At 69.2% G+C, this 24,618-nt stretch carries 25 protein-coding genes and 1 pseudogene; 13 read left to right on the forward strand and 13 right to left on the reverse strand.

Annotated features, from left to right (window positions below):
* A partial coding sequence (locus tag ADY59_RS51685; protein WP_049567870.1) for a hypothetical protein occupies positions 1 to 931 on the forward strand: 931 nt, incomplete at its 5' end.
* A 485-nt stretch (positions 932 to 1,416) separates the two neighbouring features.
* Here ADY59_RS51685 and ADY59_RS28075 read toward each other — a convergent pair.
* From ADY59_RS28075 to ADY59_RS51690, 6 genes are all read right to left on the reverse strand, one after another.
* Positions 1,417 to 1,875 (reverse strand): hypothetical protein, encoded by a 459-nt coding sequence (locus tag ADY59_RS28075; protein ID WP_049567873.1) that lies wholly within the window; start codon positions 1,873 to 1,875, stop codon positions 1,417 to 1,419.
* 25 nt (positions 1,876 to 1,900) lie between these two features.
* Positions 1,901 to 2,398 (reverse strand): DUF402 domain-containing protein, encoded by a 498-nt coding sequence (locus ADY59_RS28080; RefSeq protein ID WP_049567876.1) that lies wholly within the window; start codon positions 2,396 to 2,398, stop codon positions 1,901 to 1,903.
* Between the two features lie 169 nt (positions 2,399 to 2,567).
* Positions 2,568 to 2,990 carry a VOC family protein gene (locus ADY59_RS28085; RefSeq protein ID WP_197093899.1) on the reverse strand — a complete coding sequence of 141 codons (423 nt, stop codon included), beginning with the start codon at positions 2,988 to 2,990 and terminating at the stop codon, positions 2,568 to 2,570.
* Positions 2,987 to 3,457, reverse strand: coding sequence for a hypothetical protein (locus tag ADY59_RS28090; RefSeq protein WP_156325782.1), 471 nt, complete (start codon positions 3,455 to 3,457; stop codon positions 2,987 to 2,989). Before ADY59_RS28090 ends, ADY59_RS28085 begins: the two co-directional genes overlap by 4 nt.
* A 357-nt stretch (positions 3,458 to 3,814) precedes the next feature.
* Complete coding sequence (locus tag ADY59_RS28095) at positions 3,815 to 4,456, reverse strand: response regulator (protein ID WP_049567884.1); 642 nt, start codon at positions 4,454 to 4,456, stop codon at positions 3,815 to 3,817.
* Positions 4,453 to 5,835 (reverse strand): sensor histidine kinase, encoded by a 1,383-nt coding sequence (locus tag ADY59_RS51690; protein WP_049567887.1) that lies wholly within the window; start codon positions 5,833 to 5,835, stop codon positions 4,453 to 4,455. Before ADY59_RS51690 ends, ADY59_RS28095 begins: the two co-directional genes overlap by 4 nt.
* Positions 5,836 to 5,947: 112 nt before the next feature.
* Between ADY59_RS51690 and ADY59_RS28105 the strand changes: the two are divergent.
* Positions 5,948 to 6,640, forward strand: a pseudogene (locus ADY59_RS28105) (ABC transporter ATP-binding protein); the annotation flags it as partial.
* Positions 6,641 to 6,944: 304 nt separating this feature from the next.
* On the forward strand, positions 6,945 to 7,721 hold the full coding sequence (locus ADY59_RS28110; RefSeq protein ID WP_049567893.1) for an ABC transporter permease: 777 nt from the start codon (positions 6,945 to 6,947) through the stop codon (positions 7,719 to 7,721).
* A gap of 493 nt (positions 7,722 to 8,214) precedes the next feature.
* On the opposite strand, the gene ADY59_RS28115 is transcribed toward ADY59_RS28110, so the two are convergent.
* Positions 8,215 to 9,900, reverse strand: a complete 1,686-nt coding sequence (locus tag ADY59_RS28115; protein ID WP_049567896.1) for a ribonuclease J — start codon at positions 9,898 to 9,900, stop codon at positions 8,215 to 8,217.
* A gap of 66 nt (positions 9,901 to 9,966) precedes the next feature.
* On the reverse strand, positions 9,967 to 10,884 hold the full coding sequence (gene dapA, locus ADY59_RS28120) for a 4-hydroxy-tetrahydrodipicolinate synthase (RefSeq protein ID WP_082310466.1): 918 nt from the start codon (positions 10,882 to 10,884) through the stop codon (positions 9,967 to 9,969).
* A gap of 1,326 nt (positions 10,885 to 12,210) precedes the next feature.
* On the opposite strand from dapA, the gene ADY59_RS28125 reads away from it, so the two are divergent.
* From ADY59_RS28125 to ADY59_RS50410, 3 genes are all read left to right on the forward strand, one after another.
* Positions 12,211 to 12,927: a GntR family transcriptional regulator gene (locus tag ADY59_RS28125; RefSeq protein ID WP_049567903.1), complete on the forward strand. Its 717-nt coding sequence runs from the start codon at positions 12,211 to 12,213 to the stop codon at positions 12,925 to 12,927.
* A 139-nt stretch (positions 12,928 to 13,066) separates the two neighbouring features.
* The gene (locus ADY59_RS28130) at positions 13,067 to 13,747 is read left to right on the forward strand and encodes a JAB domain-containing protein (protein WP_049567907.1); all 681 of its coding nucleotides are present in this window, start codon (positions 13,067 to 13,069) and stop codon (positions 13,745 to 13,747) included.
* Between the two features lie 18 nt (positions 13,748 to 13,765).
* Positions 13,766 to 14,122 carry a hypothetical protein gene (locus ADY59_RS50410; RefSeq protein WP_156325783.1) on the forward strand — a complete coding sequence of 119 codons (357 nt, stop codon included), beginning with the start codon at positions 13,766 to 13,768 and terminating at the stop codon, positions 14,120 to 14,122.
* A gap of 270 nt (positions 14,123 to 14,392) precedes the next feature.
* Here the strand turns inward: ADY59_RS50410 and ADY59_RS28135 are convergent, their stop codons facing one another.
* Positions 14,393 to 15,211, reverse strand: coding sequence for an NmrA family NAD(P)-binding protein (locus ADY59_RS28135; protein ID WP_049567911.1), 819 nt, complete (start codon positions 15,209 to 15,211; stop codon positions 14,393 to 14,395).
* 1,363 nt (positions 15,212 to 16,574) lie between these two features.
* The gene (locus ADY59_RS28140) at positions 16,575 to 17,000 is read right to left on the reverse strand and encodes a hypothetical protein (protein WP_049567913.1); all 426 of its coding nucleotides are present in this window, start codon (positions 16,998 to 17,000) and stop codon (positions 16,575 to 16,577) included.
* A gap of 78 nt (positions 17,001 to 17,078) precedes the next feature.
* On the opposite strand from ADY59_RS28140, the gene ADY59_RS49040 reads away from it, so the two are divergent.
* Positions 17,079 to 17,594: a winged helix-turn-helix domain-containing protein gene (locus tag ADY59_RS49040; RefSeq protein WP_082310467.1), complete on the forward strand. Its 516-nt coding sequence runs from the start codon at positions 17,079 to 17,081 to the stop codon at positions 17,592 to 17,594.
* Between the two features lie 25 nt (positions 17,595 to 17,619).
* Positions 17,620 to 18,108 (forward strand): GntR family transcriptional regulator, encoded by a 489-nt coding sequence (locus tag ADY59_RS28145; protein WP_049567916.1) that lies wholly within the window; start codon positions 17,620 to 17,622, stop codon positions 18,106 to 18,108.
* A 154-nt stretch (positions 18,109 to 18,262) separates the two neighbouring features.
* Here the strand turns inward: ADY59_RS28145 and ADY59_RS28150 are convergent, their stop codons facing one another.
* From ADY59_RS28150 to ADY59_RS28160, 3 genes are read right to left on the reverse strand one after another with little or no spacing between them, the layout of a single operon-like run.
* A complete protein-coding gene (locus tag ADY59_RS28150) occupies positions 18,263 to 18,661 on the reverse strand; it encodes an ASCH domain-containing protein (protein WP_049567919.1) in 399 nt (132 codons plus the stop codon).
* A 15-nt stretch (positions 18,662 to 18,676) separates the two neighbouring features.
* Positions 18,677 to 19,699 carry a hypothetical protein gene (locus ADY59_RS28155; protein ID WP_049567922.1) on the reverse strand — a complete coding sequence of 341 codons (1,023 nt, stop codon included), beginning with the start codon at positions 19,697 to 19,699 and terminating at the stop codon, positions 18,677 to 18,679.
* A gap of 42 nt (positions 19,700 to 19,741) precedes the next feature.
* Positions 19,742 to 20,653, reverse strand: a complete 912-nt coding sequence (locus ADY59_RS28160) for a DMT family transporter (RefSeq protein WP_049567929.1) — start codon at positions 20,651 to 20,653, stop codon at positions 19,742 to 19,744.
* Here ADY59_RS28160 and ADY59_RS28165 point away from each other — a divergent pair.
* The 5 genes from ADY59_RS28165 (at position 20,652) to ADY59_RS52805 (ending at position 24,582) form a co-directional block, all read left to right on the forward strand.
* Positions 20,652 to 22,052 (forward strand): aminotransferase-like domain-containing protein, encoded by a 1,401-nt coding sequence (locus ADY59_RS28165; protein ID WP_049567934.1) that lies wholly within the window; start codon positions 20,652 to 20,654, stop codon positions 22,050 to 22,052. The two genes, ADY59_RS28160 and ADY59_RS28165, sit on opposite strands and share 2 nt — an antisense overlap.
* 24 nt (positions 22,053 to 22,076) lie before the next feature.
* Entirely contained in the window at positions 22,077 to 22,598 is a 522-nt protein-coding gene (locus tag ADY59_RS28170; RefSeq protein WP_049567937.1) for a CGNR zinc finger domain-containing protein, read from the forward strand.
* A 92-nt stretch (positions 22,599 to 22,690) separates the two neighbouring features.
* The gene (locus tag ADY59_RS28175; RefSeq protein WP_331459529.1) at positions 22,691 to 23,251 is read left to right on the forward strand and encodes a GNAT family N-acetyltransferase; all 561 of its coding nucleotides are present in this window, start codon (positions 22,691 to 22,693) and stop codon (positions 23,249 to 23,251) included.
* A 12-nt stretch (positions 23,252 to 23,263) separates the two neighbouring features.
* A complete protein-coding gene (locus tag ADY59_RS28180) occupies positions 23,264 to 24,139 on the forward strand; it encodes a 1,4-dihydroxy-2-naphthoate polyprenyltransferase (RefSeq protein ID WP_049567944.1) in 876 nt (291 codons plus the stop codon).
* Between the two features lie 80 nt (positions 24,140 to 24,219).
* Complete coding sequence (locus tag ADY59_RS52805; protein WP_231618923.1) at positions 24,220 to 24,582, forward strand: helix-turn-helix domain-containing protein; 363 nt, start codon at positions 24,220 to 24,222, stop codon at positions 24,580 to 24,582.
* Positions 24,583 to 24,618: the final 36 nt, after the last annotated feature.

The following is a 24,618-nucleotide window of genomic DNA, read 5'->3' on the forward strand; positions in this document are numbered from 1 at the left end:
CGCCTGGGCCCGCCTGACGCCCGCCGCCCCCTCCTGGACCACCCCCGACGCCTACCTGGTCGCCCAGGACGCCCTCCGCCGCGCCGGACTCCGCGTGCACGCATGGACCGTCCTGACCCACAATGCCCACCTCGGCACCGCCCACCCCGACCTGGTGGTACGCAACGCCTTCGGCGACCCGTACCCGTACGCCCTGTGCCCGGCGTTCGAGGACGTCACGGAATACTGCTCCCGCCTCGTCCGCGAAGTGCTGGTGGCCGGCGAACCGGACGGGCTCGTTCTCGAAGGCTGCGGCCCCATGGGCTTCGCGCACCAGAGCGTGCACGAGAAGACCTCGGGCGCGGACTTCGACGCGGACCTGCTGTCGCTCTGCTTCTGCACCGCCTGCGCCGATCGCTACCCCGAAGGCACCCGGGACAGCATCCGCGCCGCCGTCGACGCCGCCCCCACCGCCGAACCCCCTCACTCCGCCATCGACGCCGCGCTGGGATCACTCGCCGACGATGTACGCGCCGCACGAGTCGCCCTTTCGGCATCGCTCCGCGAGCGCCTGATCTCGACCGCCCGCGAGGTGGCACCGAACGTCCCGATCACCCTGCACGCCAACCCGGACCCCTGGGCCACCGGCCCCTTCGCCGCCCTCCCCACCGGCGAGCCGGGAGCCGACGTCCTGGTGGGCAACTGCTGGGGCGACCCGGCAACGGACGCGGCCCGCCTGGCCCGCCTCCGCGACCTGTGCTCCCCCGGCCAGCGAGTGGGCGCCTACGTCCTGGCCCTCCCCCCGCGTCCCGCCGACGCCACCGCCCTCGCCGAACTCCTCACCACGTACGCCAAGGCAGGCGCCTCGGAGATCCACCTCTACCACGCAGGCCTGGCCGGCCCCGAACGTCTGGCAGCCATGACAGCCGCCCTCCGCCAGGCCCCCCTGTAACCCACCTCGCGCTGCACCGTCCCCAATCCCACCGAAAGCACCAGCCTCGGGACCGCTGACCTCGGGGACGCTGACCACAGGACCCCTGACCACAAGGCCGCTGACCACGGCCCCTTCAGTTCCAAGGCGGCCACCCGCAGCGCCCGGACAACCACCACCAACGGACAGCCAGGTTCCGCACGGTCGGTCGACGCCGGCAATCCCGTCGGACGCGAAGCCAGGCCGAACGCCCTGAACCACCGGCCCGGCTGAAGCAGGCGGCGCTCTCGCTGGGCGCCCGGAAGACGTGCGCCGGCAGCTCATCGGGCACCTCCCTGCTTGGGCTGCCGAGAGGCGGCCGATCGTCCCCCCGGATGAGGACATGATCCTCGACGCGCCACACAACACCGTCACGCGCCTGTGCGCCCTGATGGACGACCTGGACCACGACCGTGCGGGAACGCCGGCCCGGCATGACGCCCCGCCGCTTTCGGCTGTGAGCCGGATCAGCGGTGCGAGCTTGCCGGGAGGATGTCCACGCCGGTGAGCTGGGCCGAGCGTGACCACAGGCGGACGGCGAGGTCGGTGTCGGCGGCCGGTCCGGTGAGCGTCTCGAAGGTCGGCCTCGCCTTGCGCAGAGGGCGTCCAGGGCCGATGTGAAGCCCGGGGGGCGCCGTCGCCTGGGTGGCGGCGTACAGGATCGGCGTGACGGCGTCGTCGATCGGACGGCTGTAGAGCAGGCCCATCACCGCTCCCGCCAGGCGGGCGGACGGCGGCGCCTCCCGGCTCAGGTCGGTCCTGGCCATGCCGGGATGGGCGAGCAGGCTGCGTACGGGTGAGGCGGCGGCGCGCAGCCTGCGGTCGAGTTCCACCGCGGCCATCACCGCGCCGACCACTACGCCCACCACTGCGGCCACCACCCGCACCGGCCACGCCGAGACCCTCACCCGGCTGACCGCCGTCACCGGCCCCGACCATCCGGTAGCCGCGCTAGGTGTACTTGGACAACCACCGCATGTGCGCGCCCCCGAACACCCCCCGCCTCCGCCCCACCTCGTCCAACAGCCACCGTGCCGTCTCTTCGGCACGCTGAATCACATCCGACGGATACTGCAGAACGACCTGATGCTCGGCGAATTCGTCCTCATCATCCAGAATCAACCGCCCATCCCGCATCCTGATCACATCAAGATCGAGATCGATCATGGTCACCTCTCCGTCCCTCCACTCGGGAACGGTAGTCACGTCCACGTAGACCTCGGTCTTGTGCGGCGGTGAGTGAAAGGTCGCGGCCCACCACTCGTCACGCGGAAACAACATCAGGCAGTGGTTCTCCCAGACAACCGGCGACCCTTCCCCCTTACGAGCAACCGTCCCCTCGGGCACCGTCACCCAAATGCCGTACTCGTCCTCCCCCAGCACCTTCGCCGCATGGTTCCAATGCAGCGCCCCGCCGTACTTACGGAAAACAATCCTCACATCATCCACAAATCGGAACCTATCGCCCCAACGTCATCCCACATACGCCCCCCACGCACCGCCGCTCGCCACGGACATAACGACCCCAATCACCGCCCTCGCCCTGACATGTAACCGACGCCGAGCGGGCGCGGCTGCCGAGCGATCGTAAGGCTTATGAATCGACTGGATGCAGCTGTCATGGTTGGGCTGACACCTCGGGCAGGACCAGTTCGATCTCGAAGCCGTCTTCGTCTTCCAGATAGGCGGCGTAGTGCTGCCTTCCCCCGGCATAGGGGTACCGATCGGGAAACATCAAGGTCCACCCGTGCGCCGGCGCCTGCTCGACCAGGCTGTCAAGCTGGGCGCGGCTCTCCACGTGAAAGGCCAGGTGGTTCAGCCCCGGGCGGCAGCGGTCGTGCCGATCGGCGCTGAGCGCGGGTGACTGCTCCAGAACCAGATAGGTGGCCCCCAGACGCCAACTCCGGCCATGGCTCCAGTTCTGGAACTCGACGTAGCCAAGCGCTTGCAGCAACCATTGCCAGCTGGCAATGGCCCGCTGAAGGTCGACAACCCAGAGCTCGACGTGGTGCAGCATTCCCGTAGTGCCCGTGTCGTTCATGCCGCTGCCTCCTGCGGGCACCGGACGAGCGCGCCGTTGCCGAGGGGCGCGCCGTTGCCAAAGGGCGCGCCGGCGCGGACCAGGGCGACCAGAGGCGAGGAGAGCCGCCCGCCCTCGCCGGTAACGTCGTCGGCGCGCTTGTCGCTGACCTCACGCACTGCAATCTCGACGGCGCCCGCCGCGGCCAGAATCTCGCGCGGCACGTGATGACCGTCACGCACCACCGATCGGCGGCCGACTCCGCTGCGCGCATCGGCGAAGGCGACGAGCACGACGATGTCGCCGGGTACTGCGAGCGCGACGAGGGCGGCCATGTAGGCAATGTAGGCGTCGACCTTGGCTTTCAGCACTTCGGCGAGCATCCGACGGGCGCCCTCGGGGACACGTTCGTCGATCAGCGCGCCGCAGGCAGGACTGTTGGCCGGCCGGTGATCGCCGTCGGCAATGTCAGGAACTACGGTGAGCATCAAATGCGCCTCCCGGCCAATGGTTCTGCGTCAGCCACGCGTGTGAGACCTTGAACGATCACCGAGAAGGTACGCCCTCCCCGATCCAGCCGCAGATTGCAGGCTTTGCGCCGACTGCGACTGCGACTGCTCGCCTCGCATCCAGCCCAGAACGGCCCCCCACCCCCAGCCTCAACATCTCCGCCTGAAATCCGCCCCCGAGTCGAAGCCAGCCCAGCAGGAGACTCGTTCGCTACGAGAACCCAACCCCCATCCCCTCGGCTCCCAAGAACGGTCCCCAGCCCTCCAAGCAGCAACTGAACCACCGCAAGCCCACCCCTGCACTCGAACGCAGGCAAACCAGCCCTCGCCGCCCACTCATCGTGCTGCGTTCACCAACCCGCTCTCGTAGGCCGCGATGACCAGTTGCGCCCGGTCGCGCGCATCCAGTTTGGCCAGTAGGCGCGTGATGTGGGTTTTGACCGTCGCCAGAGTCACTTGAAGATGGGTGGCGATCTCAGCATTGGACAAGCCGCGGGCGATCAGCGCCAGCACTTCGCGCTCCCGACCCGTCACCCCGTCCAGCCCGCGGACCGTCGGTAAGGCCGGCGTCCTGGCGAACTCCTCGATCAGCCTGCGGGTAACCGTCGGGGCAAGCAACGCCTCACCACGGGCCACGACCCGGATGGCGGCGAGCAAGTCGGCCGGCGGCGTGTCCTTGAGCATGAACCCACTCGCCCCCGCTCTCAATGCGTCATAGACGTACGCGTCGAGATCGAACATCGTCACGATGAGGACCCGCGATACGTCCCTGATATGCCTGGTCGCCTCTATGCCGTCCATCTCCGGCATCCGCACATCCATCAGTACGACGTCGGGCCGCCTCTCAAGCGCGACCGCCATGGCCTCGACCCCGGTCGCCGCCTCGCCCACGACCTCTAGATCGGGCTCCGAGTCCACCAGCACCTTGAAGCTGCCTCTGAGCAACGCCTGATCGTCGGCGATCACGACCCGGATCATGGCGCAACCCCGTACGGCAGCCGCGCCGCAACCCGGAACCCCCGCCGCGGAAGCCCACCCGCCTCGAAGACACCCCCGTACATCGTGACCCGCTCACGCATCCCGATCAGCCCATGCCCAGGCCCGACATTGGCCCGCTGCCCTGTCCGCGGGCCAGGCCCGTCATCCCTTACCTCGATCCGCACCGCCCTTCCATCGTCGATCACCGATACCCAGCACCGTGCCGGAGCCGCATGCTTCACCACATTGGTGAGTGCTTCCTGAACAATTCGGTACACGGACAGTTCAACGCCCTCGGGCAGCCTTTGACCTGGTGTTACGTGCCCTCGGCCGCCACTACCGCCGTGCCCTGCCCGACTCGAGGCACCGCTGCCACCCGCGAGCCTCTCTCCCCGCCCATCACTGGATTCACTGACGGTCCCCTCAGACCGAAGAGCGCTCACATCCCCGCGCGCCCCGGCCCGGTCAACAGAACTTGGCCGGTACCCAACAGGCATGGGGACATGGGGATCGGTATCGCCGGACCGAACTCGTACGTCCAGATCCACCTCCACGCCCGAGAGCCGAGCCTGGTCCGCCAACTCGTCCAAGCCGCTGATGCCCGGGGCTGGAGCACGTGCCGGCGTGCCGGTGGAACGCAGAACACCCAGCAGATGCCGCATCTCGACCAACGCGCTCCTGCTGGCACTCTCGATCACACGAAGTGCGTCCTGCGCCTCTTCAGGATTGGAAGCGAAGACATGGTTGGCCACACCGGCCTTCACGGCGATCAGACCCACGTTGTGGGTGACGACGTCGTGCAGCTCGCGGGCGATGCGCAGCCGCTCCTCCGTCACCGCCTGCGCAGCCATTCGGTCCGCGTCGTATGTCATGTAGATCCTTCGCTCACGAACGGCGCGCCCCACCGTCCAGGCACCCCCCAGCGCCGCGATCCCGAACATCAACGTGTCACTACGCAGCAGCCACTCCGGCACACCGGGCTGCGGCACGCCTCCGACCAGCACCAGGCCCGCTCCCGTGATCGCTGCGAGCACCCCGATGGCCGAGGTCGGCAACCATGTGCCGCGATTCTCCGACACCGCAACCAGATAGATCGCATACGCGGGAGCGACGTACGCGACACTCACGACGTCGATCACGACGGTCACCATGGCGATCGACAGCGTGAGGAGGAAGACCGGAAAGGGCCACAGTCTTCGCACGGCCAGCGGAAGCCCCAAGCCGAGCGGAAGAGCGATGCGTGCCCACGGGGGCAGTTCCGCGGCCGCGGCCGTCATCGTGAAGAACACGAACGAGAGGCCCAGTCCGGCAGCCAGATCCAGCATGATCAGCTGCCGGCGGGCCAGGCGCCTGGCGAAGAGAGGGTGCGACTCGTTCACGCGATGAAGGTAGCCGGTGATCCGGGGTTCGCACGTCAGCCCTGGGTCTGACGTTGAGGTTCGAACCGTGGTCCGATGTGGCCAAGGGCTCGCATGCCGCACCCTTTACGGCGTGATCGAACTCAAGCGCCTCACGAAACGCTACGGCGGCACCCTGGCCGTCGACGACCTCTCGTTCACGGTCCTGCCGGGGCATGTGACCGGCTTCCTGGGGCCCAACGGAGCAGGGAAGTCCACCACACTGCGGCTGATCCTGGGCCTCGACGCGCCGTCCTCCGGCCAGGCACTGGTCAACGGGCAGCCCTACAGGTCCTTGAGCAGACCCATGCACCAGGTGGGTGCGTTGCTGGACGCGGGAGCCGTGCACGGAGGCCGCAGCGCCCACAACCATCTTCTCTGCCTGGCCCGCACCCATGGCATCGCCCCCTCGAGAGTGACCACGATGCTGCAGCAGGTGGGTCTGGCCGAGGTGGCTCGTAAACAGGTGGGCGGTTTCTCGCTCGGCATGAAACAGCGGCTGGGCATCGCCGCCGCGTTGCTCGGCGATCCCGGTGTGCTGATGTTCGACGAGCCCGTCAACGGGCTCGACCCTGACGGAGTGCGCTGGATCCGCGAGCTGATGCGCTCACTCGCCGCCGAGGGCAGGACAGTCCTGCTCTCCAGCCACCTCATGAGTGAAATGGCGCTGACTGCAGATCGCATCGTCATCCTGGGCAAGGGCAGGCTGGTGGCCGAAGCCACGGTCCAGGAGCTCACCGCGCGCTACCCCTCGTTGGAGGACGCCTACCTCGCCCTCACCGCGAAAAGCCTCGAGTACGGATCGACCGGCCCATGAAGACGTCTGGTTCTTCCGAAGGTCATGGAAGGCACAGTCGATGCACCCTGCCGGCTCCGGACCGTGAACGTCCTCATGGTGCCGCTACGACTTGCACTGGTGTCCGATATGACGGTCGCGCGAAATGGCCACGTCGTGGACGTGCGGGGCTGTGGAAGATCTGCCACACCGTACGAATCCTCCGCTCGCCCAGTTCAGGCTCGTCGCCACCCGTGCGCCAGCCGCCACAGCCGATGCACAAGCCGGCGGATCCTGCCGCTGAAAGGAGTGACGCGTGAACGTTCTCGCCTCCGAATGGCTCAAGATCCGTTCGGTGCGTTCGAGCCAGATTCTGCTGGGCGTCAGCCTGTGCGGAATCCTGCTCGGGTTCGGGCTCGCCTCAATGGCCGCCGACATGTACGACCGAGCGGCTCCGGAGCAGCGACCGGGGGCCCGGCTCGCGGAGCTCGAAGAAGTGGTGCTGATGCTGCCGCAGCTCTGCATGGGGGTCCTTGGCGTGCTGGCCATGACCTCGGAGTATGCGAGCGGCCTGATCAGGACAAGTCTGACCATCGTGCCGAAACGCTGGCCCATCATGGCCGCGAAGTCCGCTGTGGTGACAGCGGTTGGGCTGATCACAGGGTTCGTGGTGATCTTCGGCTCGTACTTCGTCTGCCGGGCGACGGTGGGCGACCGCTTCTCAGGCGTCTACCAGACACCGTTCGCGGACAAGCTCCCCCTCTTGATCGCCTTCAGCCTTACCGTGCCGGTGTTCGCCCTGCTCGGGCTTGGGATGGGCGCGCTTCTCCGCTCCACCGCCGGCGCGATCGTGCTGCTCGTCGGACTTATCTATGCCATTCCCATGATTGTGGGGAATCTTCCGGACCCCTGGAACAGCCGACTCGGTTCGGTGATGATCGGAGCGCTTCCTCGCGAAATCACCGGCGATGCGATCACCACTACGGTGTACGGCTCGCTGCTTTCTCCTCTAGCAGCGAGCGCAGTCTTGGTCGGCTATGCGACGCTCCCCCTGCTTACGGCCGTGTGGCTGCTGCGCAGGAGGGACGCCTGACATGCAAATCCTTGTCACTCCGGCGCCGGTCCAGCACCGCAAGGACGACGCATACGCCGCGCACCGGCCCACTCCGAGCGATTCGCCCCAGCGGCTCCCTTCCTCCGACACGTCAGTGGCTTCGCACTGTCCGGAAGCCCGCTGGCGTTCACCGGTACGGGTGGAAGAGGTGCCTGCGGATTCGCTGAGGCGGAGTGCCGTTGGCGAGGCTGATCCGCCTGCCATCTCGCTGAGCGAGCCTGTCCGAGTGAGGTCTGGCGTGCTTGCGCCACTTCGAGCCCTGCCGAGCCGGCTCACCGCACTCCAGGTGGGGTCGGGCCGGCCCGCTACACCTGGGAACCGGCACGGCCGGCCCGCCGCAATTCGGACGCAGCAAGGCCAGCCCACAACACCTCGGGTGTGGGCGGGCTCCCCTGCGTTCCCCTCGCGGGGACGGGATGTGCCCGCCACACCCTTGGCCGGGCCGGGTCTGCCGGCCACGGCAACGGCCAGGTCAGACCTCGACCACCACAGGGATGATCATCGGGCGTCGACGGTAGGTGTCACTCACCCAGCGCCCCACCGTACGGCGGACCACGCGGCGGATCTCCTGCATATCGATCACCCCGTCTGCAGCCTTCTCTTCGAGCGCCTTCTCGATCTGCGGGATGAACTGCTCGAACTGTGCGGGGTCTATGCCGGATCCGCGTGCGTGGATCTCCGGCCCAGCCGTGAGCTTGCCCGTACTGGAGTCGACCACTATGACGACGGAGATGAACCCTTCGTCACCGAGGATCCGCCGGTCCTTCAACGAAACGTCGGTGATCTCGCCGACCGACGATCCGTCGACGTACACGTACCCGGCGTGAACCGCGCCGACGATCTTCGCCCGGCCGTCGACCAGGTCGACCACGACGCCGTCTTCGGCGATCACGATGTGGTCGTCCGGCACGCCGGTGAGCGCCGCCAGCTTGGCGTGCGCCCGCAGGTGCCGCCATTCCCCGTGGACCGGCATGAAGTTGGACGGCCGGGTGAGGTTCAGCACGTAGAGCAGCTCGCCAGCCGCCGCGTGACCGGACACGTGCACCTTGGCGTTGCCCTTGTGAACCACGCGGGCACCCCAGCGGGTCAGCCCGTTGATCACCTTGTTGACCGCGGTCTCGTTGCCCGGCACGAGCGACGATGCGAGCAGGACCGTGTCCCCCTGCGCGATGCGGATCGGGTGGTCGCGGTTGGCCATCCTCGACAGCGCGGCCATGGGTTCGCCCTGGGAGCCGGTGCAGATCAGCACCACGTCCTGCGGCGGCCAGGCCTCGATGTCGCGAGAGTCGACGATCAACTCCGGCGGCACCTTGAGATAGCCGAGATCGCGAGCCACCCCCATGTTGCGCACCATCGACCGGCCGACGAGGGCAACCTTGCGGCCATGCTTGGCCGCGGCGTCCATCACCTGCTGGATGCGGTGGACGTGGGAGGCGAAGCTGGCCACGATGACCCGCTGCTCCGACGTACGGATGACCTCGTCGATGACCGGCGCGATCTCCCGCTCACTGGTGACGAACCCGGGCACCTCGGCGTTGGTCGAGTCGGACATCAGCAGGTCGACGCCCTCGCTGCCGAGCCGGGCGAATCCGCCCAGGTCGGTGAGCCGGCCATCGCTCGGCAGCTGGTCCATGCGGAAGTCGCCGGTGTGCAGGACGATGCCTGCGGGCGTCCTGATGGCGACCGCCAGAGCGTCGGGGATCGAGTGGTTGACCGCCAGGAACTCGCAGTCGAACGGCCCGAAGGAGTGCCGTTCGCCTTCGACGACCTGGAGCTTGGTCGGCTGGATCCTGTGCTCGGTGAGCTTGGCCTCGATCAGGGCAAGCGTCAGCTTGGAGCCGATGAGCGGGATGTCGCGCCGCTCGCGCAGGAGGTAGGGGACCGCCCCGATGTGGTCTTCGTGGGCATGCGTCAGCACCACGGCCTCGACCTGGTCGAGCCGGTCCCTGATGTACTCGAAGTCGGGCAGGATCAGGTCGACGCCCGGCTGATCGGGCTCGGGGAAGAGCACCCCGCAGTCAACGATCAGGAGGCGGCCGTCATACTCGAAGACGGCCATGTTCCGGCCGATCTCGCCGAGCCCGCCAAGTGCGACAATGCGCAAGCCGCCGTCAGGCAGCACCGGAGGAGGGCCAAGCTCAGGATGCGGATGGCTCATACCCGGCTCCCAAAGTCGACCCCATGGTCAAATCGTGTTCTCAAAACTCCCGGTTCCTCCCCGTTCCTATACGTCTGTCAACTTCACCCCGCCGGCCACCAGGCAAGCACGCAGCTCGGCGATTTGCTTCTCCGTCGCGGGCACGAGCGGCAGGCGTACCGGTCCGACCGGCACCCCCACCAGGCTCAGCGCCGCCTTTGCCATGATCGCGCCGCCCGCGCTCTTCATGATTCCCTCGACGACCGGCGCCACCTGGCGGTGGATCGCACGCGCCCCGTCGATGTCACCACTCCGGTGTACCTGGATCATGCGGGCGAGATCGGCACCGACCACATGCCCGACCACGCTCACGAACCCGGCCGCGCCGAGCGAGAGCCAGGCCATGTTGAGCAGGTCGTCACCCGAGTAGAAGGCGAGATCGGTTACCGACATCAGCTGGCTGCCGGCGAACAGGTCTCCCTTTGCGTCCTTCACCGCCACGATGCGCTCGTGCTGGGCCAGCCGGATCAAGGTTTCGGTCTTGATCGGCACGCCGCTGCGGCCTGGGATGTCATAGAGCATAACCGGCAGCTCTGTCGCGTCGGCCACGGCGGTGAAATGTCTGTACAGCCCCTCTTGCGGAGGCTTGCTGTAATAAGGGGTCACCACCAGCAGGCCATGGGCGCCCTCACGGGCTGCGCGCTTGGCCAGTTCGACACTGTGACGTGTGTCGTTGGTGCCCGCTCCGGCCACCACGATCGCGCGGTCGCCCACCGCTTCGAGAACCGCGCCGAGGATACGGGCCTTCTCCTCGTCGGAGGTGGTGGGGGATTCGCCGGTCGTACCGCTGACGATCAGCCCGTCGTTGTGCTGCTCGTCCACCAGGAAAGTCGCGAGGCGTCGCACGGCCTTGTAATCGACCTCACCGTCGCCGGTGAACGGCGTGACCATCGCGGTCAGCATGCGGCCGAAGGGCGCGTCCGTGGTTCCAGTTGGCGATGCCATAGTGCGAACGCTACCTGGATTCCGAAATCCGTTGGACGCCGCCACCCCGCTTTGCCTGCCTGGAGCCGCCTTTTGTCACACCGTTCTCCGGCATCTCAGGGCACATCCGACTACGCTCCGCAGTTGTCGATCGCTCCCCCCATCCATGCCCGCCCTCCGCGGCGCCACTCCTGGCCGCCGTTATGACTTCCGGCACGACACCCCGCCCTCGCGGCCCGACACTTTCAGCGGGCAGGCGAGCGGGCTACGCAGCGCAGGCGCCCCCGGGCGAGAGGCGCGCCCCGGAGCGAGCGTCCGGGCCCCGGGCGAGGGCCGCGCCCCAGGGCAAGCGTCGTGACCGGGCCACGGACGTGACCCCAGGCGAAGGGCGCAACCGGGCCAGGGACGTAACTCCAGGCGAAGGGCGCAACCGGGGGCAAGCATCTTGACCCGGGACGGGGACGCACCCCGGACGAAGGGCGTACCCCAGGGGCAAGCGTCATGACCCGGGACGGGGACGCACCCCGGACGAAGGGCGTACCCCGGGGCAAGCGCCGTGACCCGGAACGGGGACGTACCCCGGGCTGGTGTCGGACCAGGCCCCTGGGCTGGGGCTGCAGCCCCAGGCAAGCGTCACCCCCGAACTGGGAGCGACTGCGGGCGAGGGCCGTGACCCGTGGCAAGCGTCGTACCCCCGGATGGGGACGCGACCGGATGGACGGGAGACGTAACCCCGGACGGAAACGTAATCCCGGGCGAGCGCGTAACCCAGGGCGAGCGCGCGCCCCCGAGGCAGGGCGTAACCCAGGGCGAGCGTTATGCCCAGGGCCAAGGCGTAACCCAGGGCGAGCGTTGCGCCCAGGGGCTGGGAGCGTGACCGGTCTGAGGCGCAATCGGGGCGGAGGCCTGGCCTGCCTGAGGCGTGACCCAGGCGGGAGAGCGTGGCCGGCTAGATGTGGCCGCTACGAGGCGTGGGGGCGTCTGAGGCGTGGAGGGTCTGATGCGCGGGGCATCCTAGGCGTGAGCGAGTTGGCGTGAGCGTGGGCGTCGGCGTGGGGGCTCGTTGCGACGGCGGCGTCGCATCGAGCGGGGCCGGACAAGCATCCGGACCGAGGGCCAACTCCCGTGGCCGGGCAATGGAAGAGGTCGCCGATATGTGCTCGGGGGTACACACATCGACGACCTCTACCGGAGAATCGGCAGCCCTTACACCGGCGTTACAGGGTTTCTCCGATAATTTTCCGCTACCGCAAAGTTGGGGCTCCAGCGGTCCTCGATGACGGTCGGTTACCTGCCGAATACGGCAACATGGGGCAACGCCTCACACGAACCCCCAGGGATGGACTAGTGACCACCTCAGATCCGGTCTACCTGCGTGTCGTTGAAGACATTCGACGGCAGATCAACGACGGTACCCTTCCTCCTGGCGCGCCCATTCCTTCGCGGGCGCAGCTGACCCGCAAGTATCAGGTCGGTGAGACCGCAGCCCGTCACGCTCTGCGTGTGCTGGCGGGTGAAGGTCTCATCATCGGCCGCGTGGGTTCGGGCCATTACGTCAAAGAACGGCCTGATCTCTCATCGCTGCACCGATGGCGTTTCCTTGATCATCCTACCCCCTTCGCAGCCGATCTCCAGTCACAGGGGCGGCGCGTGACGTGGGATTGGTACAGCGAGCCGGCCGAGGCGGGCCCCGATCTCGCCAGGCGGCTCCGGGTGGACCGTACCGCCACCCTCACCAAGACGCGTTATGTCTTCCGCGGCGACGGGCGGCCGCTCCAGCTGGCGACCGCGTACGAGCCGCTGGAGTTCGCTCCGCACACCGAGGAGGAACGGCGCAGCCTGGTCGCCAGGCTGGACGCGCACGGGATAAAGATCACGGAAGTCGTCGAGAGCATCCACACCCGGGTTCCCGAGCCGCGCGAGAGCGAGGTCCTGGACCTGTCGGCCGGCGTCCACGTCCTGCATGTCGAACGTACCCACTGGGCCGGCGACCGGCCGGTGGAGACCAGCGACATCGTCATTCCGGGTGACCGGTTCAGGATGGTTTACAGCATGCCCCTCTGACTGATTCGTCCTATTGATTCCCGGGATCGCCACCCCGGAGTTTCGCCGTGTCCGGCATGTCGGTCTAGCGTGCGCCGCCCTCTCATTCCAGGTCAGAGGTTGTCGGTGCTCGTTGATAGAAACGTGCAGGAGGTGGGGGATGCGCGTCAAAGACCTGCCGCGGCGGGAGCGGCCCCGCGAGCGGCTCATGGAGAACGGCGCCGGGGCGCTGGCCGATCGCGAGTTGCTGGCAGTGCTGCTCGGCTCGGGTTTCCGCGGCACCAGCGCGATGGATCTGGCCGCGCGGGTCATCGCGCACTGCGGCGACCTCGACGGCCTGGCTCGATCCGAGCCGCACCGGCTGCTGGCCGTGCCGGGGGTGGGGCCGGCCAAGGCGGCACGGGTGGCGGCGGCGTTCCATCTCGTGCGGCGGGCCGACGCCGAGCCCGAACGGGTCCGGATCACCGGCACGTCCGATCTGGCCGCGGTCGCCGCGCCGCTGTTGCGCGGGCACGCCTACGAGCGGCTGGTGCTGGTCGTCTGCGACGGCCGGGGCGCGGTGCTGCGGCGCACCGTGATGACCGAGGGCGGCACCGACCACACGATGGTCCCGGTGCGGGAGATCGTCACGGCGGTGCTGACGGCGGGCGGCGCCGCGTTCGGCATCGCGCACAACCATCCGAGCGGCTGCCTCGATCCGAGCGATGACGACATGCTGGCGACGGGCCGCCTGATGGACGCCGCCGAGACGGTGGGGCTGCGCTTTCTCGATCATCTCGTCATCACCGACACCGCCTGGCGCCGCATCGCGAGCCCGGACGGTGGCAGGATGGCGGCATGACGAGCCTCCGAAAGGACCATGGCGCGTAGACGGCCCGCGAGCGTCCGCGCCGACGCTCTCCGCCGATGTCGGACTAACGACGCCCCCATTCGCCACATCCCCGGCATCTCCGCCCGAGGTCGCGATGCCATCGCCCGTCTCGAACGCACCCGCCTGCGCCCCAGCGCCGCCGCTGACGCGCTGCAGGCGTGGTCGCTGTTCGTACGGGATCCCGTACATCGGCTGTTCGATCCGCGGTGGGGCTGCGGAGATCCGGTGTGCTGCTCCGACCCCGACGAAACGCGCGCTGTGCTGGAGGCGGTCCTCAAGGTGCTGCCGCCGGCCGATGCCCGGGTGCTGCGCGCACGTGTCCGGGAGCTGGATGAGCTGTGGTGATGAAGCAGGGTCATTCCCCCAGCTCCCCCGAAACCGCATGATCCATACGAAAGCGCAGAAGGCCCGCCGCCTCCCATACCCCCGTGGCATCCTGAGTCCGCGGGTCGGCCGTTGAGGACGTCAGGCGGCCGATTACTCGTAGTGCGTGGTCACGCGGCCTCCCGGAAGGACGTGGGCCATGTTGCCTGCCGCCGGGCACCCATCAGCTGGTGCCGAAGGCAACCGGCTCAGTTGACGGTGACGGGCCAGTCGGCCCGGCGGCAGGCATCCTTACGCGAATCGCCCGGCATGCCTGCCCACCCAGTCGGCGAACGTACGGGGCTGCCTGCCGGTGATCTCCGCCACCGTCGGCACCACTGTGTACGCCTCCGGAGGCGGGTTGCCCTGCCAGGCGGCGAGCAGGTCGACGAGCTCCTCCGCGTGCCCGGCGCGCCGCCAGCGCTCACGCGCCTCTTCCTCCGTCAGCTCCGCGAACTCCAGCTCCCGCCCGATCGTCCGGGCGATCACCGCCAGGCGTTCGCGCGGGGTCAGCGCCTGCGGGCCGGTCAGCGTGTAGATCTTGCCCGCGTGCCCCGGTTCGGCGAGCGCCACCGCCGCGACGGCCCCGACATCCGCCTCGTCGACCATCGCGGACCGTACGTCGCCGAACGGTTCACGTACCACTCCGTCTTTTCGTATGGCATCTGCCCACCCCAGCATGTTGCCCATGAAATCGACGGGCTGGAGGCGGGTCCATTCGAGCGCGCTCGACTCGACCGCCTCCTCCACCGGGCCCAACTGGCCGTTCCACAGCACGGTGGCGCGTCGCACGCCGGCCTTCAGCGCCAGCTCGACGATCTCGGGGCCGGTGGTGAGGGTGGCGTAGTCGTCACCTCCGACGGTCAGCAGGTGTACGCCGGTCACGCCGTCGAAGGCGGGGCCGAGGGTCTCGGGCCTGGTGAGGTCACCGGCCACCACCTCCACCTCGGGCGGCAGGCCGGCCTTCACCGGGTCCCTGGTCAGCGCCCGGACGTGATGTCCTGCTTGGAGCAAGTGGCTGACGACATGGCGACCGGCCTTTCCGGTCGCTCCTGTCACGAGGTAGGTCATGAGCGGGCTCCTTCACATTGGTCCCTCGACCGTAGAACCTGAATGTAACTTGAGGTCAAGTGGAGATGGCTTGCTGGTGGACGGGCTCATCCGCTCCACGCGTGGGGGTGTGCCAGGACGTCTCCTGTGGGTGGATGGGTGGCGGGTGCGCCCGGTGTCCGCCCAGGTCACGTGGATGTTGCCGTGGTGCGGGGTGCTGGCCGGCGCATTCGGTGAAGGGTTTCCGGGCTGCCTCGGCGGGTCCGTCCCCGGTTCAGCGCATGGCGTCAATCCGCACGCTTGCTGCGAGGACCGAGCGGCATTTCCGAGATGGCGGGAAACGCGGCTGGGGCCTGGGTGGGGGCAGGGCCGCGGACATGACGCGAACGATGCCTGCCGCTCGGCGACTGTTGCCCTGCGGCTCCTGCGGCAGGACCCCCGGTGGCCGGCGGACGGCATCCTGAGGAACGGAGGGCCGAGACTGGCGGACGGCATCCCCCCGGTGACCGGCGAGCGACGGTACGGGCGGCGAGCGACAATGCGCGCAACGACCGCGGGCGGCGATGCGGGCGGTCACCGCAGACGGCGATGCGCAGTCCGACTGGCGGACGGCATGCCTCTCGATGACCGTGCGCGGTAGCGCAGGCGGGGACCGCGCGCGGCATTGCGCGGTGTGACCAGTAAGCGGCCGAAGGCGTCGAGGTCGGCCCGGCGGCGCATCGGGTGCGCGGTGTTGGCGGAGTGCTCGCAGGTACAAGGCCGGCCTACGGCGGCGCGTCGAGACGGGAGCGACGAAGAGCGCCGGACAGCGCCACGCTGTTCGGTGAGCAGGCCACCGATGCCTTGGATCTCGGGACGCTCAGGGACCTGGCAGCCTCCGCGCGCAGCACCATACCGGGCACGACCATTTACATCCCCGAAGACCCGAGCTGCAGCAACACGATCAGGTTCAGCCGGTTGCGCGAGGCGCCCAAGCCCTTCAGGCAGATGCTCTACGGGCAGTTCGCCCCCCGAGCACATCGTCCATGCGGCCCGATGAAGGGCTACGGACGCGGCGGAGGGACGGCGCGGCAGTCAGCGGGCAGCCCGGGAGCTGAACGCCTCACGCGTCACCGGAAAGGCACGGTAACGGGCGGCGTCGGACGTCGGCGCGACGAGAGGCGGCCCATCCGGGGAGTGGGACTCCGGCGGGCCGTGCGACTGAGACTGGGTCCCGCCGGAGCCCCCGAACCCTCGTGAGCCCGGACCCGGATCCGGAAGACACGAGGGATATGGACCCGGCAGGTGCGGGCGTATTGGGATGACACCTGCCGGGGGAAATCGGACAGGGCCTGGACCCGTGCCTGTCCGGTCGAACGGATCGCGGCCACGACGCGATCCATGGTCATGGCTTCGCGACGCCCTCCATCCCTTGCGAGCGAGGCCATGAGGTGTGTGAGGCCTGAGAGCCGCTACGCCGGTGCAGCGGCCCGGCAGGCCGCGCCGCATGCCGTGATGGGCGGCCGAGGCTGTCGCGCAACGACGGCACGCCCGCGCTCAGCAGGCGGACCCACAACTCGTTGATACTGGCGGCGCTGTCGCGAGGACTCTCCACGGTGATCGACTGGTCCTTGACCAGGTGGACCCGGCGTATGAACCGTCTGCCTTCCGCCTGGCACAGTTCGTAGTAGGGCTCCCGGCAGGGGCACGTGTAATCGCGCACCCGGACCGGGCTGGCCCGGACCGCCTCAGGCGACCAGGCGATGGCAAGCTCCACGTCTCTGCCAGCCGGCACGTGGTGCCCGTGCTGGTCATCCATCTCCCAGAACATGCACTCACTATAACGCCTCTCCCATCCGCTGGTCTAGCTCGTATCCATAGACCTAGTGAGCGTCTGTTTTGTGCGCGCATGTCTACTTTCGTCTATAATCCGGGCGTGCTTGATCGTGAAGGTCCCGTACCTATCTACAAGCAGGTAGCCGATCTGATTCGCGAGCAGATCGAGCGTGGCGAACTGAAGGCCGGCGACCCGGTGCCCAGCGAAGCCAGACTTGAGAAGGACTACGAAATCGCGAGGACGACCGCGCGGCGGGTGGCGCGCGAACTACGCGAACAGGGCATGGCCTATACGATCCAGGGCGAGGGGACATTCGTCGGCCGGCCCGGCGGCCCGCGTTCAGCGCGGAAGGTACCGCTATATCAGGCCATCGCCAATGAAATAGCCGAACGCATCCAGCGAGGCGACATTCCGCCGAACAGAGCGATTCCCGGAGAAAAGGCGATGATGCAGCAATTCGGCGTCGCCAAGGTGACCGCCCGGCAGGCGGTCGCTCACCTCAGGGAGCAGGGCTGGGTATTCACCGTTCCCTATCGAGGAACTTTTGTCTCACCCAGTGACAAATGGCCCACACCCACCCCTGAATGAAGGGGGGAAGCTTTACCCTGGCTCCATGCTCGATCCCGAGAGTGACACTCACCTCTATCTGCAGATCTCGGAAATCATCAGAGCGCGGGTCGTTCAGTGCTCCCCCGGCGACCCAGTGGCGAGCGAGGCCGACATCCAGCGGGAGTTCGGCGTGGCCCGCACCACGGCGCGCAGAGCGATCCGAAGGCTGCGCGACGACGGACTGGTCCACACGGTGCAGGGTGAGGGCACGTACGTCGGCGTGGCCGAAGCGCCGCGAGCGCCACAAGAGATGCCCCTATATCAACATATAGCGGCAGAAATCGTGCAGCAGATCAGCTGCGGAGCCCTCACCCCTCGGCGGGCGATCCCCGGCGAGGCCGCGCTCGTCCGGCAATACGACGTCGCACGCGAGACGGTGCGACGGGCCATGGCACTCCTGAGAGAGCAGGGCTGGATCTACACGGTGCCGCAGCGCGGAAGCTACGTCTCGCCCGAAGAACGCTGGCCCGCCGCCCGAAAGCAGGCCGGATAGCGAAATATCCCATTCGCAGAACGCCACCGCATCACGATTTCCGGGAAATCGGCTGCGCGAGGCGAGGTGGCCGGGGGAGAATATGTCGTGCGCGGCCATCGATCCGGTCTCCTGTTGTACTGCGCCTTTCGAGGGGGGACGCGATGGCCGCGCCTTATTCGTCGACCACCCGGAACGACACGCACACCACGATGGTGGAGTCGTTCACCTCGTAGCCCTCGGCGCGCCAATAGCGCCGGTGTGATTCACGCCAGTCGTCGATGGTGGCGTAGCCCTCGCCCTCCGAGTGGGCGAATTCCCAGGTGACCTCCGAGAAGGGGACCTGGGAAATGGCCGTGACCTCGATGGTGGCCACCTGGGTGCCGGCGTCGCCGACCAGGGCGAGGTGTTCGCCGACGTGTTCCAGGGCTTCGTTCTCGACGTGGTAGTCGAGGTCGAGCAGGCCGGCCGTGCCCTGCTTGGCGCCTGACAGGGCAAGGTCGGTCAGCCAGGTGCGCATCTTGCCGGGAGTGCCCAGCTCCATCACCCGGAGGCCGTTCATACGTCCCCACATGTGCGGAATCGTACGTCAGAAGACCGGGATGATCTCCTCGGGGTTCACGAAGTCGACGGGGACGCCCTCCAGGTCGAGCTCGGGGATGGCGGGGAAGGCGATGCCCCAGCGCTCGACGATGGCGCGGACGCGGGCCATGGCGACGCGCCAGTTCTCCGCCTGTTCCTCGTACGACAGCAGGCCGAGGCCGGCGTCGCGGGCGTGGTCCATGAGGACGCGGTGGTTGGCCAGGAAGTAGGGGGGCAGCTCCCAGAAGCCTTCAGGGGGCTCCCAGAGGATCATCGACAGGAAGACGAACCCGGCGCGGAGTTGCCGGGTGATGAGGACGCGGGTGTCGTCGGTGAGGCCGGGCCATTCGTTCTCCAGGATCGTCATGCAGATCTGGAGGTGCCGGGATTCGTCGCGGCCGATCCGCTGGAACATCTCCTCGAACACCGGATGCCGGGTGCCCGACGCCATTCCGCGGAAGAGGGTGGAGGCGGCCATCTCCCCCATCATGAAACTGGTGAACAGCACCGGCAGCGAGTATTTGCCGACGGCGCTGCTGTAGCCGTTCCAGTAGCGGCCGCCGTTGTGGTAAAGCCAGCCGATGTTGTTGTGAGCGGCCTTTTCCAGGTCGTCGGCGGGGGTCCAGTCGAGAGGGCCGCCGGGCCATAGTTTGGCGATGCTGCGCTGGCAGCATTCCTCGTGGTTCATCTCGTCGCGGGTGATCGAGAAGAAGCACTTCCTGACCGGGTCCTCCTCATGCTTCTCGAACGCCTGGATGGTGGCGCGGGCGAACACCGCCGGCCCCGAGGCGTCGAAGTTGGCCAGGACCGCGAACCAGTACATGATGCCGAGCCGCTGCTCGCGGGTGAAGTCGGCCGGGTCGAGATCGTCCCAGGGCAGGTCGGCCGGATTCCACAGCGTGCGCTTGGACTTCTCGTAGATGGCCGCGAGCTTCTCGGTCTCGACCCGCCATTCCATCGGATAGATGTTCGGTTGCGGGATTTCCGGCGCGGGCCAGAAGCCGCCTTCGGGGATCGTGAGGTCCGCCATGTGACACCTCCACCCCCATCCTGCGTCCAGGCGTCACGGCTTTCAAGTACGGGCGCGCTGCGTGATGGCGACACATACGAGTACGGCCAGCGCCGCGGCCACGGTCGCCGGGCCGTACCGCTCCCCCATGAGGAACCACGCCCACACGAGCGTGAGCAGCGGCTGGGTGAGCTGGGTCTGGCCGGCCCGGGCGATGCCGCCCCTGGCCAGGCCCGCGTACCAGGGGAAGAAGCCGAGGAACATCGAGATCAGGCCGGCGTAGGCGAGCCCGGCGAGGGAGGCCGGGCCGGGGGTGACGGGAGTGGTGAGGGCCAGGACGGCGGTGACCGGGGCGGTGACGGGCAGGGACAGGACGAGCGCGTACGAGATCACCTGCCAGCCGGGGGTGGTGCGGGCGAGGGTGGCGCCTTCGGTGTAGCCGATGGCGGCGGAGATCAGCGCGCCGGCCAGGAGGAGGTCGGGCCAGGCCGCGCCGGAGCCGCCGCGGGTGAGGGTGAAGGCGGTGATGGCGACGGCGCCGGTCGCGCAGGCGGCCCAGAAGAGCGGGCGAGGGCGTTCGCCGGCGCGCAGGACGGCGCAGGCGGCGGTGGCGGCGGGCAGCAGGCCCGTCACGACGGCGGCGTGCGCGGTGCTCGCGCCCAGGTCGAGGGCCAGGCCGCTGAAGACGGGGAAGCCGAAGACGACGCCCAGGGAGATGAACAGGTACGGACGCGGGTTCGGCGGGATCAGCGGCAGGCGGGCGGCCTTGAGGCAGATCACGGCCACGACTCCGGCGATGAGGGCCCGGCCGATGGCGACCAGCCAGGGGTCGAAGCCGTCCATCGCGTAGACGGTGGCGGGGAAGGAGCCGGAGAACGCCAGGACGCCGAGGAAGGCCAGGGCGGTGCCCCGGCGGGCGTCGGTGGTCGGGACCGCTACTCCAGCGGTGGCGATAGCGCTATCCTGTGCCTTCATGGACAACGATAGCAGTATCGCCACGATTGCCGCGATCCTGCGGGAGGAGGCGGGTCAGCTCCGGCCCGGGGACCGGCTGACGCCGAGCCGGGAGATCGTGCGGCGGCACGGGGTGAGCCCGGTGACCGTGTCGCGGGCGCTCGGGCAGCTCGCGGCCGAAGGCACGGTGGTGACCCGGCCCGGGAGCGGCGCGTTCGTCGCGGACCGGCGGGAGTGGGCGCCTGACGCGGCCGACCTCTCCTGGCAGACGGTGGCGCTCGGGGACCGGGTGGTGGCCGATGAGCCGGTGGCGGCGCTGCTGGGCACGGCGCCGGAGGGGGTGGTACCGCTGACCGGCGGCTACCTGCATCCGCGCATCCGCCCGGACCGGCAGCTCGCGGCCGCCGCGGCACGGGCCGCACGCAGGCCGGACGCGTGGGCGATGCCGCCGCTGAGCGGGCTCGGGGAGCTGCGAGGCTGGTTCGCCCAGCAGGCCGGCGGGGACGTGACCGCGGCCGACGCGCTGATCGTGAGCGGCGGGCAGGCGGCGCTCACCCACGCCTTCCGGGCACTGGCCGCGCCGGGGACGCCGGTGCTGGTGGAGACGCCGACGTACCCGGGGGCGCTGGCGGCGGCGAAGGCGGCCGGGCTGCGGGCCACCGGGGTGCCGATCGACCGGGACGGGGTGCGGCCCGACCTGCTGGCGGAGGCGTTCGCGGTGTCGGGGGCACGGGTGTTCCTGTGCCAGCCGACCCTGCACAACCCCACGGGGGCGACGCTGCCGGAGGAGCGCCGCAGGCAGGTGCTGGAGGTGGCCAGGGCCGCGGGGGCGTTCGTGATCGAGGACGACTACGCCCACTACCTGTCCGAGGCCGCGCCGGCGTCGCTGCTGTCGATGGACGCGCACGGGACCGTGGTGCACATCCACTCGCTGACCAAGATCCTGTCGCCGAGCATGCGGGTGGCGGCCGTCGTCGCCCGGGGACCGGCGGCGCACCGGCTGCGGGCGGGGCAGCTGGTCGAGTCGTTCTTCGTGGCGCGGCCGCTGCAGGAGACGGCGCTGGAGTTCGTCGGCTCGCCGGCCTGGCGGCGGCATCTCGGGGCGGTGCACGCCGAGCTCGGGGCCCGGCGCGACGCGCTCACCGCCGCGCTGGCCGCGCGGATGCCGGACGCGCCGCCGTACCTGGTGCCGGCCGGCGGCATGCACCTGTGGCTGCGGCTGCCGCCGGAGACGGACGAGCACGCCCTGGTGGAGGCGGCCAAGCGCAACGGCGTGCTGGTGAGCGCGGGCAGGATGTACTACCCGGCCGAGCCGCCCGGCCCGCGCCTGCGCGTCACCCACATGGCGCCGGCGAACCTGCCGGAACTCGCCGAAGGAGTGAGCCGCCTGGCCAAGGCGCTGGCCGGCACGCTCGGTTGATCACGCACCGAGTAGAGTGTCCTCATGCTGGTGACGGCGGAGTTGGTGCGCGACTTCGTGAACACCTATGACGTCGAGGCCGACGCCGACGACCTGGGCACCCCCTCCGAGCTGGGCGTCTGGCTGCGTGAGCGCGCGCTGGCCGGCTCCCGCGACCGGGCCACCGACGACGATCTGGCGACCGCGATCGCGCTGCGCGAGGGATTGCGGGCGGCGCTGCGGCGGCGGCCCGGCGCGAGCCCGCCCGAGCTGCCCCGCCTGCCGCTCACCGTGGTGATCGGAACGCGGCCCGGCCTGGTCCCGGTGGCGGGGGGCGTGCCGGGGGCTCTGGCCAGGATCGCGGCGGCGGCGACCGACAGTTCGTGGGAGCGGTTGAAGGTGTGCTCGGAGGACACCTGTCAGTGGGCGTTCATCGACGCTTCCAAGAACCGCTCCCGGTCGTGGTGTTCGATGAGGGTCTGCGGTAACCGCACTAAAACGCGCGCATACCGGGCGAGGAAGCAGGGTTCGCGTCGTCTCCAACCTTCAAACACCGATACGGTGTAACTCGTGCCTCATGGCATGAACAGCAGGCGAAGGAGCGGGCCGAGATGGCAGACGTAGGCGTCCGGGCGGCCCGGCGCGAGGATGTTCTCCAAGTGGCGAATGTTCAGGTCCGCGCCTGGCGCTACGGCTACCGGGACTTCCTGCCCGAGGGCCCCCTCGAGCAGATGACCGGCCCGGCGGCCGAGAAGATGTGGCTACGCCAGTGGGACGAGGCGATCGTCGCCCCGCCCACCTCACGGCACCGCGTCCTGGTGGCGGTGGAGACCATCCTCGACACCGAGGGCTTCCCCGCGCTGGGCGCCGGCGGCAACGCCGCCCCGGCCACGCCGCGCGGCGGCGAGCGGGTGGTCGGCCTGGCCTCGCACGCGCCCGCCGAGGATCCCGACCTCGACCCGACGGTCGCGGCGGAGATGCTGACGCTGCTGGTGGACCCGGACTTCGTCCGGCGCGGCCACGGCAGCCGCCTGCTGAACGCGACGGTCGACCACCTGCGCGAGGACGGCTACCGCCAGATCGTCACCTGGGTGTTCGCCGACAACTACGCGGTCCTCGGCTTCCTGGAGTCGGCAGGATGGGGCGAGGACATGGCGGAGCGGGTGCTCGACATGGGCCGCCCGATCCGCATGATCAGGCTCACGACCGACATCAGCTAGAGGATTCGACGCATGGCAACCCCCGCTCAGTGGCTGGCCGGCGCGCGCCCGCGTACGCTGCCGAACGCCGTCGTCCCGGTCATGGCCGGCACCGGCGTGGCGATCGGCGAGGGCGGCTTCGTCTGGTGGCGCGCGATCCTGGCGCTGCTCGTCGCGCTGCTGCTGCAGATCGGCGTCAACTACGCCAACGACTACAGCGACGGCATCCGCGGCACCGACGACCAGCGGGTCGGGCCGATGCGCCTGGTGGGCTCGCGGGTGGCCACGCCGCCTCAGGTGCTCGCGGCCGCCCTCGGCAGCTTCGCCGCCGCGGCGGTGCTCGGGCTGGTGCTGGTGCTGGTCACGCGGGCCTGGTGGGTGCTCCTGGTGGGCGCCGCCGCCATCGCCGCCGGCTGGTTCTACACCGGGGGCAAGACGCCGTACGGGTACCGCGCCCTGGGTGAGGTGTCCGTCTTCGTGTTCTTCGGGGTGGTGCCGGTGGTCGGCACCGCGTTCGTGCAGACCGAGCAGCTCACCTGGCCGGCGCTGGTGGCGTCGGTGCCGGTCGGGCTGCTGTCGTGCTCGATGCTGGTGGTCAACAACCTGCGCGACGTGGGCACCGACGAGGAGTCGGGCAAGCGGACGCTCGCGGTCGTGCTCGGCGCGCCGCGTACCCGTGTCCTGTACGCGACCTGCCTGATCGTGCCGTTCGCGGTGGCGCTGGCGATGGCGCCCGTGGCCCCGGCCGCCGCGCTCGCGGTGCTGGCCGCGCCACTGGCGATCTCGCCCGTCCGTGCGGTGCTGGGCGGCGCCACCGGTCCGGCGCTGATCGCCGTGCTGCAGCAGACCGGCAAGCTCCAGATGGCCTACGGGCTGCTGCTCGCGATCGGCCTGGCCGTGACGCTGTAGCCGTCCGGCGGGTCCTGCATGACGGAGCCGGTGTTCGGAGAGGGGACCCAGGTGCGGCACGACAGGACCCCGATCTGGCGGTGATCGCCGGGCCCGGCGCGGGAGTGCGCGGGGCGATCGCGGGCAACCCGCGCAGCAGCCGGTCGGCGCGCGGGCACAGCGCGCGTGAGCTGGCCGACCTGACCGGGGTGAGCAAGGCGCTCATCTCGCGGATCGAGCGCGGGGTGGACGATCTCGCCGGGGGCGACTGTCAGGGCCGCCCCCCGCCGGCTCGGGGCGGGCCGTACACCGAGGTGGACGTGGACGAGAGGCCCGGCGCCATCGAGCTGATCACCGAGCTGGGCGGCGGCTCCTGGCTCGTCCCCACCGTCGTGCTGCCGGACGGCTCCGTCCTCGTCAACCGCTCGCTCCAGGAGATCCGGGACGCGATCACAGTTCGATAACACGCGGTATAGGGCCTCCGGGACGATGCATCCTCG

Source organism: Nonomuraea sp. SBT364 (assembly GCF_001083785.1).
Lineage (GTDB): Bacteria > Actinomycetota > Actinomycetes > Streptosporangiales > Streptosporangiaceae > Nonomuraea.